This is a genomic window from Microcystis sp. M31BS1 (genome assembly GCF_020245285.1).
GTDB lineage: Bacteria > Cyanobacteriota > Cyanobacteriia > Cyanobacteriales > Microcystaceae > Microcystis > Microcystis panniformis.
This window is the reverse complement of record NZ_JADBVE010000402.1, coordinates 1-8666: the sequence shown is the minus strand read 5'-3', so window position 1 is coordinate 8666 and position 8666 is coordinate 1. Positions and strand designations below refer to the sequence as shown.

At 46.9% G+C, this 8666-nt stretch carries 6 protein-coding genes and 2 pseudogenes; 2 read left to right on the top strand and 6 right to left on the bottom strand.

Annotated features, from left to right (window positions below; all coding sequences use genetic code 11):
* The 3 genes and pseudogenes from IM509_RS22545 to IM509_RS22535 form a co-directional block, all read right to left on the bottom strand.
* Window positions 1-107, bottom strand: a 107-nt coding sequence (locus IM509_RS22545) for a DUF2887 domain-containing protein (RefSeq protein WP_272079378.1), incomplete at its 3' end; no start/stop codon positions are given.
* 161 nt (window positions 108-268) lie between these two features.
* Window positions 269-358 (bottom strand): annotated as a pseudogene (locus tag IM509_RS22540) (type II toxin-antitoxin system HicB family antitoxin); the annotation flags it as partial.
* A gap of 18 nt (window positions 359-376) precedes the next feature.
* Complete coding sequence (locus IM509_RS22535) at window positions 377-868, bottom strand: DUF29 domain-containing protein (RefSeq protein WP_185237631.1); 492 nt, start codon at window positions 866-868, stop codon at window positions 377-379.
* A gap of 148 nt (window positions 869-1016) precedes the next feature.
* Between IM509_RS22535 and purL the strand changes: the two genes are divergently transcribed.
* On the top strand, window positions 1017-3287 hold the full coding sequence (gene purL, locus IM509_RS22530) for a phosphoribosylformylglycinamidine synthase subunit PurL (RefSeq protein WP_052277486.1): 2271 nt from the start codon (window positions 1017-1019) through the stop codon (window positions 3285-3287).
* Between the two features lie 348 nt (window positions 3288-3635).
* Window positions 3636-5099, top strand: coding sequence for an amidophosphoribosyltransferase (purF, locus tag IM509_RS22525; protein ID WP_072927349.1), 1464 nt, complete (start codon window positions 3636-3638; stop codon window positions 5097-5099).
* Window positions 5100-5111: 12 nt separating this feature from the next.
* Here the strand turns inward: purF and IM509_RS22520 are convergent, their stop codons facing one another.
* The 3 genes and pseudogenes from IM509_RS22520 to IM509_RS22510 all read right to left on the bottom strand — a co-directional run.
* Window positions 5112-6827, bottom strand: a complete 1716-nt coding sequence (locus IM509_RS22520; protein ID WP_052277487.1) for an ABC transporter ATP-binding protein — start codon at window positions 6825-6827, stop codon at window positions 5112-5114.
* Window positions 6828-7022: 195 nt separating this feature from the next.
* Window positions 7023-8363 (bottom strand): 3-phosphoshikimate 1-carboxyvinyltransferase, encoded by a 1341-nt coding sequence (gene aroA, locus IM509_RS22515; RefSeq protein WP_072927352.1) that lies wholly within the window; start codon window positions 8361-8363, stop codon window positions 7023-7025.
* A 171-nt stretch (window positions 8364-8534) separates the two neighbouring features.
* A pseudogene (locus tag IM509_RS22510) lies at window positions 8535-8666 on the bottom strand (IS630 family transposase); the annotation flags it as partial.

Below are 8666 nucleotides of genomic sequence, written 5' to 3'. Positions count from 1 at the left end.
GAGGAGAATTGATAAGAATTGGCGATTTCGGGGGGAAGGTTCAACAAATCAAAGAAACAAGCGGGAAATCTTTGTAAGAGTTGATAGAAAATACTGTCAGTTTTCACGCAATTAAACTCAAAAAGAGGCCTCTAGTTTAGCGGCAGTTTTTTATTGTGTTCTTCCGGAATCTCCTGTTTTTGAGCAATTGGGTTGACGACTGTTACCCAACACCATCGGAACCAAGATTAAATAGGGTATGATGGGCGTTGGATAGATTTTCTCCTATACTTTCTCCCCAAGTATGACAATCGGGGAAAGCTGGAACGGTGGCACACCATAAATCATCCTCTTGCCAAACAATAACTTTAATATTCATCTTTAACTTTTTTTGTCCTTATACGTCGAAGTAATGATCGATATCAGTCGGGAACCACTCCCCATCTAATACCTGTTCGAGGGAGAAAGGAGGCTCTAGAGGAATCGCGTCGCCAGTGACTGCTTTCGCTTGTATTAAAGTTTTCCGAGCGTTCGAGTAGGCTTTTTGAAAATAATCCCGCGCGTGGTTGGTGAGAGTAGTAGTTTCTAGCCACTCTCCTAGTTGAGTTCGGAAACCGGCGATTTCTCCTACCCAGTGACAGACGTTGCGTTCTCGCTCCCGTTCCGATTTGTGATAAGCTAACTTAAACAGGTGTTCGATAAGTCGGGTTAATAAACTTTCTACAGCCCGTCTGTCACTTTTCCCCAGGCACTCCACTTCCTCGATCAGATTTTCCCAGTCCACGTCATCAAACTTTTTTAGCTTTAAAAGTTCGGCGGTTTTTGAAGCCCAGAGAACAAAATCCTGATCGTATAAGGCTTTCATTGATAAAGCTGTTTCTACTGCCATAGTTTCGTTCCAACTGATCATAAAACTATGTCTTTAGCTTAACTTTACTAGCGCAAACCCTTTTAACTTTTTTGTCCTTGACTAGGCATTGTAACTCGATCTCATCAGACGTTATACAATAAATCTTGTCCCTCGATCGCATTGTCCCATGACTACCCCCTTCACTGCCGCAGAAATTGCCTCAGAAGGCATCAAACCCGAAGAATACGAAGAAATAGTCAAAAGACTGGGAAGACACCCCAACAAAGCCGAATTAGGGATGTTTGGCGTGATGTGGTCGGAACACTGCTGTTATAAAAACTCCCGGCCGCTGCTCAAACAATTCCCCACCACCGGCGAAAAAGTTCTCGTCGGACCAGGAGAAAATGCCGGAGTAGTGGATTTAGGCGATGGATTGCGATTAGCCTTTAAAATCGAGTCCCATAATCATCCTTCTGCGGTGGAACCCTTCCAAGGTGCCGCTACCGGAGTCGGAGGCATCCTGCGGGATATTTTTACCATGGGGGCCCGGCCCATTGCTATCCTCAACTCCCTTCGTTTTGGTAACTTGCAAGATGCCCGCAATCGGCGCATTTTTGCCGGAGTCGTGGAAGGAATAAGTCATTATGGCAATAGTGTCGGTGTTCCCACGGTGGGCGGTGAGATATACTTTGATAATGCCTACAATGGCAATCCCCTTGTTAATGCCATGGCTTTAGGGCTAATGGAAACCGAGGAAATCGTTAAATCTGGGGCAAAAGGCCTAGGAAACCCGGTTTTATACGTTGGTTCTACCACCGGCCGGGACGGTATGGGAGGGGCAAGTTTTGCCAGCGCTGAATTAACCGATAAATCTATGGATGACCGGCCCGCAGTGCAAGTGGGCGACCCTTTTCTGGAAAAATCCCTGATAGAAGCTTGTTTAGAGGCATTTAAGACCGGCGCGGTGGTGGCGGCCCAGGATATGGGGGCCGCGGGGATCACCTGTTCTACCTCCGAGATGGCGGCCAAGGGAGGGGTGGGAATTGAATTAGATTTGGATAAAATCCCCGTCCGGGAAACCGGGATGGTTCCCTACGAATATCTGCTGTCGGAATCCCAAGAAAGAATGTTATTTGTGGCAGCATCGGGACGAGAAGGCGAATTAATCGAGATTTTCCATCGTTGGGGACTTCAGGCTGTGGTCGCTGGCCAGGTAATTGCAGAACCGATCGTCCGTATATTATTTAAAGGGGAAATTGCCGCCGAAATTCCTGCCACGGCCCTAGCGGATAATACTCCGATTTATCATCGGGAATTACTAACAGAACCGCCAGAATACGCCCAAAAAGCTCAATTATGGCAAGATAGCACGATTCCTATTCCCGAATCCTATAACGAGATTTTATTAAAACTGCTGGATAGTCCCTCGATTGCCTCAAAACGCTGGGTTTATCGTCAATATGATCATCAAGTCCAGAATAACACCGTTATTCTCCCCGGGGGAGCCGATGCGGCCGTGATTCGCGTGCGTCCTCTGGGTGCTAATCCCGCAAATTCTCGGCGAGGTGTAGCGGCGACTACAGATTGTAATCCGCGATACGTTTATCTTGATCCCTATAACGGAGCTAAGTTGGCCGTGGCGGAAGCGGCCAGAAACCTTAGTTGTGTTGGTGCCGACCCCATTGCTGTCACGGATAATCTCAATTTCGGAAGTCCAGAGAATTCAATCGGTTATTGGCAATTAGCCACTGCTTGTCAGGGTATTGCTGAAGCTTGTCGGGAAATGAATACACCGGTGACTGGGGGTAATGTCTCTTTGTACAACGAAACCGTTGATGCAGCTGGCAGCCCCCAGTCTATTTATCCGACTCCCGTGATTGGGATGGTGGGATTAGTGCCGGATATCGGGCAAATTTGCGGCCAAGGTTGGCAAAAAGCGGGGGATTTAATCTATATTTTGGGTTTTTCCTTGCCAACTATCGGCGCTTCCGAATATTTAGCCGTTATTCACGGTTTGGTGACGGGAAAACCGCCGGTAATTGATTTTGAGTTAGAAAGAAAGGTACAAGCGGCCTGTCGTCGGGGAATTCGCGCCGGTTGGCTGAAATCTGCCCACGATTGCGCGGAGGGAGGTTTAGCCACTGCTCTGGCAGAATGCTGTATTAGTGGCCAATTAGGGGCAGAAATTGACCTTTCTTGGCAGCATCAAGGCCGTTTTGACGCGGTGTTATTCGGGGAATTAGCTAGTTGCATTATTGTCTCCGTTTCCCCCGAAAATCGGCAAGATTGGGAAGAATATCTAAAGACACAATTGGGAGACTATTGGCAAATAACCGGCAAAGTTAGCGAAAAAAGCGATAATCTTTTAATTCTTGACCGGAATAAACAACCGGCGATCGATGTTAGTCTAGAAACTATACAGCAAGTTTGGTCAAAAGCGATCGAAAGAAGACTTTAGGGAAGGAAACAGGAGTCGGTCGTCGGGAGTGAGGAAATGGGGAAATGGGGAAATGGGGAAATGGGGAAATGGGGAAATGGGGAAATGGGGAAATGGGGAAATGGGGAAATGGGGAAATGGGGAAATTCAGCTAAAACCCTAACACCCCAAAACCCTAACACCCCAAAACCCTAACACCCCAAAACCCTAACACCCCAAAACCCCAAAACCCTAACACCCTAAAACCCCAAAACCCCAAAATCCAACACCTGATAACTGTTCTCAAATCACCATAGAGGAAAGTGTTAAAAAGAGATTAAGATAAGTTAAGATTTCGTATCAAAAGTAGCCCCAAACCCCAGTCCTCTCATGTCTAGCCATCCCGACTCATCCCTATTCTTGAACCGCGTCGATAAGCCTGAAGAAGCCTGTGGAGTTTTTGGACTCTATGCCCCCGAGGAAGAAGTAGCAAAACTGACCTATTTCGGACTCTATGCCCTGCAACACCGAGGACAGGAATCGGCAGGTATTGCCACCTACGACGGGGAAACGGTGCATTGTTACAAAGAAATGGGCTTAGTTTCCCAAGTTTTTAACGAAACTGTCCTTAAAACCTTGCCGGGTACTCACGCCGTCGGTCATACTCGTTACTCTACCACCGGTTCTAGCCGTCGGGCCAATGCCCAACCTGCTGTGATCGAAACCCGTTTGGGTAAACTTTCCCTAGCACATAACGGCAATTTAGTCAATACTTTTGAGTTAAGAAATGTATTAGAAAAGCGCGGTTGTGATCTCGTCACCACCACCGACTCGGAAATGATCGCCGTCGCTATCGGCCAGGAAGTGGATAGTGGCAAGGATTGGATAGAAGCGGCGATCGATGCCTTTAGCTATTGTAGCGGGGCTTACAGCCTTGTTATCGGCACACCGACGGGAATTATCGGGGCGCGGGACCCCAATGGTGTCAGACCGTTAGTAATTGGGGTTTTGCAAGAAGAAGGCAATCCCCCCCGTTATGTTTTGGCTTCGGAAACCTGCGGATTAGATATTATCGGGGCCGATTATCTGCGGGATGTGCAGCCGGGGGAATTAGTTTGGATTAGTGAAGATGGCTTATCTTCGGTGGATTGGGCCATAAAACCGGAGAAAAAATTATGCGTTTTTGAGATGATTTATTTTGCCCGTCCCGATAGTATTGTTCACGAGGAATCTTTATATACTTATCGGGTACGTTTGGGGGAACAATTAGCTAAAGAGTCGCCGGTAGAAGCAGATATGGTGATGGGAGTTCCCGATTCAGGTATTCCAGCGGCGATCGGATTTTCGCGCATTTCTGATATTCCCTACGCGGAAGGATTGATTAAAAATCGTTATGTGGGACGGACTTTTATTCAACCAACCCAACACATGAGAGAGTCGGGAATTAAGATGAAATTGAATCCTTTAAAGGATGTTTTACAGGGAAAAAGAGTTATTATTGTTGATGATTCGATCGTGCGGGGAACCACTAGCCGGAAATTAGTTAAAGCTTTACGGGATGCCGGAGCAAGAGAAGTTCACATGAGAATATCTTCACCTCCGGTGACTCATCCTTGTTTTTATGGCATTGATACGGATAACCAAGAGCAATTAATTGCGGCAACTAAATCGGTGGCGGAAATTCAGGCACAAATCGGGGTGGATAGTTTAGCTTATCTCAGTCACGATGGAATGTTAACAGCAACGAAGGAAGATCCGAAAACCTTCTGTACTGCTTGTTTTAATGGCGATTATCCGATTCCTGTACCTGATAATGTTAAGCGATCGAAGTTGATTTTAGAAACAGTTAAATAAATAGCCTCAAGGCTAAATCCTCTGAAAACAATCGGCAATTTCTTGGGGAGTTAAAAGGGAATTAGGATAACCGGAAAGTTGTCCTAATTTTTGTGCTAATAAAACTGCTTGGGGTGGAGTTAGATAGGTTTTGGCCAAGAGATCGGTTTGATGATAAGCTTGCTGGATTGGGGCATCTAAAAGGATAGTTCCTTGACCCATAATAATTACTCTTTCGGCGTATTCTGGCATCAAATAGAGGTGATGGGTGATCACAATCACCGTTTTGCCCATTTGGTGTAATTGACGACTCACCTCTAAAATTGCCTTAGCCCCTTGGTAATCTTGGCCAGTGGTGGGTTCATCAAAAACAACTATACGCGGTTCCATGGCTAAAATTGCCGCAATCACTACCCGCGCTCGATCGCCTTTCGGTAAGGAGAGAGGATGATAGGAGCGATATTCTAGCAATCCCATGGCTTCTAGACTTGCTTCTGTGCGTTGGTTGACGATTTCTGGAGAATAACCGAGATTAGTCAGGGCAAATGATACTTCTTTCTCGACAGTGGTGTTAAAAATCTGATTATCGGGATTTTGGGCTACATAACCGATCGAACGAGCTAAATCACTGACAGAAAAGCTACTGGTCGAACGTCCGTCAATCATAACTTGACCGGTGGTTGCCGAGAGAAGATTGAGAAAATGCTTGACTAAAGTGCTTTTTCCGGCGCCATTTTGACCGATAATCAGCAGATATTCCCCTTCGGCAATATCGAGGGACACATCCCGCAGGGCGGTAGTACCATCGGGGTAGGTATGGCAGAGATTTTTTACCCTCAGTATGGGGTTTAAGGGGTCAGAAACCGACGATAAGGGAAGGGTTGTGGTGATTTGATGATAAAAGGATTTAATCTCGTTTAAACGGGCAAAACCGCGGTCTAGGGTGACAGGAATCGACTCGACCGCCCCGATTTTCTGCTCGATCAAAGCAAAAGTAGTGGCCACTTGCGGGGGACGCAGGGCATTTTCCTGTAAACGCTGTACTTGGGAGTAGATCTCTGCCGGGGTTCCCATGGCTTCGATCGCACCCTCCCTTAATAGTACCAGGCGATCGGCATATTCGGCCATTTCCTCGGCCGCGTGGGAGACCATCACAATGGTGACACCGAGATGGCGATTTAATTCCTTAATGGTGGCGAAAACTTCTTGGGCTCCCACCGGATCAAGTTGGGAGGTGGGTTCATCGAGAATTAACAAAGCGGGCTGAACTGCAAGGGCAGCGGCGATCGCTAATCGTTGTTTTTGTCCTCCCGATAGTTCCCCCGGCGATTTTTTTTCCATTCCCTCTAACCGGACTGCCGCTAAAACTTTGGGAATGCGCGCTTTAATTTCCTCTCGCGGTAGCCGTAAATTTTCTAAGGTAAAAGCGATTTCATTTTCTATCGAAGTAGCTAAAAGTTGCGTTTCGGGATCTTCAAATACTGCCCCCACATAGCGGGCCAAGGTGCTAACGGGATGGGTTAAAGTGTCTAAACCGGCTACTGTTGCATAACCAAAAAAACGCCCTCCGTAGAATTGGGGGACAATACCGTTAAGAGTTAAACAGAGAGTAGTTTTTCCCGCACCTGTGGGCCCGATAATACCTAAAAATTCGCCTCGATGAATTGCTAAAGAGATATTTTTAAGCACTAGATTGGAGGATTCGGGATAAATATAGGAAACTTTCTCTAATTGGGCGATGATTTCCATTATCGGTGGGGAATAGAAGACGGGAGTGGGGTAGATAGGGAGATATTTTTCAGGGAAATGCGAGTTAGGGACGCTTCTATTTTTCGCTACCTCGATCGATGAACTCGATTATCACACAGGTGGCCTACTACTCTGTGATTTATCCCGCAATTATACCAGTTACCCCTCGCCCGTTCGCAGAAAAACTTAATATTTCTACTCTTGACAAATTTGCTTTAAGGTAGTAAAGAAATCGGGGTAGGAAATGCCAGCTGCTTCAGCGCGATGGATAGTGGTGGGTTGACGGGAATTGAGGGCAGCGATCGCTAGACTCATGGCAATGCGATGATCGGTAAAACTGTCCACTTCCGTGCCGAATAGGCCCGTACCGCCGGTAATCTCTAAACCATCGGGTAATTCCCTTACTTTTGCTCCTAGGCGATCGAGTTGGGTGGCCATCACCGTCAGGCGATCGCTTTCCTTCACCCGTAATTCCTCAGCATCCTTGATAATTGTCGTTCCTTGGGCAAAAACCGCCGCTACTGCCAAAATCGGAATTTCATCGATCAGACGGGGTATAATCTCACCGGCGATCGTGGTTGCCTGTAGTGGACTGGATTTCACCCGCAGATCCGCCACTGGTTCCCCCGTCACCACCCGTTGATTTTCGAGGGTGATATCTGCTCCCATTGCCTGTAAAACCTGTAAAACTCCAGTTCTAGTCGGGTTTATTCCCACATTTTCGATTAATAACTCGGAATTAGGCACGATTGCCCCCGCTACCAACCAAAAAGCTGCCGAACTGATATCCCCCGGTACGATCACCGTTTGTCCGGTTAAAGTGGGATAACCCGTCACCGTGACGCTATTAGTCTCCCCATCCACCTCAATATTTGCCCCAAAAGCGCGCAGCATCCGTTCACTGTGATCGCGAGATAAAGCGGGTTCCGTGATCGTGGTTTTCCCCTCCGTTAACAGTCCTGCGAGAAGAAGACAGGATTTCACCTGTGCAGAAGCAACGGGAGAATAGTAGTGGATCGGTTGCAGATATTCCCCAGAAACGGCTAAAGGAGCCAAAGAATGGGCTTTTCTGCCCCAAATTTGCGCCCCCATTTCTTTGAGGGGTTTCACCACCCGGGACATGGGACGCGATCGCAGGGAAGCATCACCAGTAACGACAAAAAAACGATCCTGATGACCAGCCAATAATCCTAACATTAAGCGGATCGTCGTGCCGGAATTGCCCGCATCAAGGATTTCTAAGGGTTCCTCAAGATTGCCTAAACCCCTACCTTTGACGATCACTTTCTCGCTGTTGAGTTGGGAAATTTCCACACCCATGGCACGAAAACAACTAGCGGTACTGCGGGGATCTTCGCCCAATAATAACCCATGAATAACGGTTTCTCCTTCGGCGATCGCTCCTAACATCAGGGAACGATGGGATATGGATTTATCGCCGGGGATAGTGATTTTTCCCCGTAATCCCGTGATTTTGGCTGGATCGATGACTAAATCTTGATGGGATTGAAGGGGGTTAAGGGTGACAATAGACATGATCGTTAGGCAGATGAAGACAAGCTCGATCTATTTTCCCCCTTTACCTCGCCCTTTCCTTGTCAAGTTATGTAAAGAATATTAAGCTAGAACCATTCGGTCATCAGTTTTTTGTCATCGGAAATTTTGGGTCTGAAACCCCGCCGTTCTAGGTTGGCTTTACGTTATACTTTAGACGTTCATAATCTGAGATTTATTAAACTTCTGAAATCGTAGAGTCAGCAAGGAATCCAGTTCTTTTTTATGTTTCAAATGGGCATCATTCAAACATTCATAAATGGCTGAAGAAAAGTCAGAAAAGTT

Coding starts and splice junctions, on each gene's coding strand:
- IM509_RS22535 (WP_185237631.1), bottom strand. CDS start 868: ATGGCAGTAGAAACAGCTTTATCAATGAAAGCCTTATACGATCAGGAT.
- purL (WP_052277486.1), top strand. CDS start 1,017: ATGACTACCCCCTTCACTGCCGCAGAAATTGCCTCAGAAGGCATCAAA.
- purF (WP_072927349.1), top strand. CDS start 3,636: ATGTCTAGCCATCCCGACTCATCCCTATTCTTGAACCGCGTCGATAAG.
- IM509_RS22520 (WP_052277487.1), bottom strand. CDS start 6,827: ATGGAAATCATCGCCCAATTAGAGAAAGTTTCCTATATTTATCCCGAA.
- aroA (WP_072927352.1), bottom strand. CDS start 8,363: ATGTCTATTGTCACCCTTAACCCCCTTCAATCCCATCAAGATTTAGTC.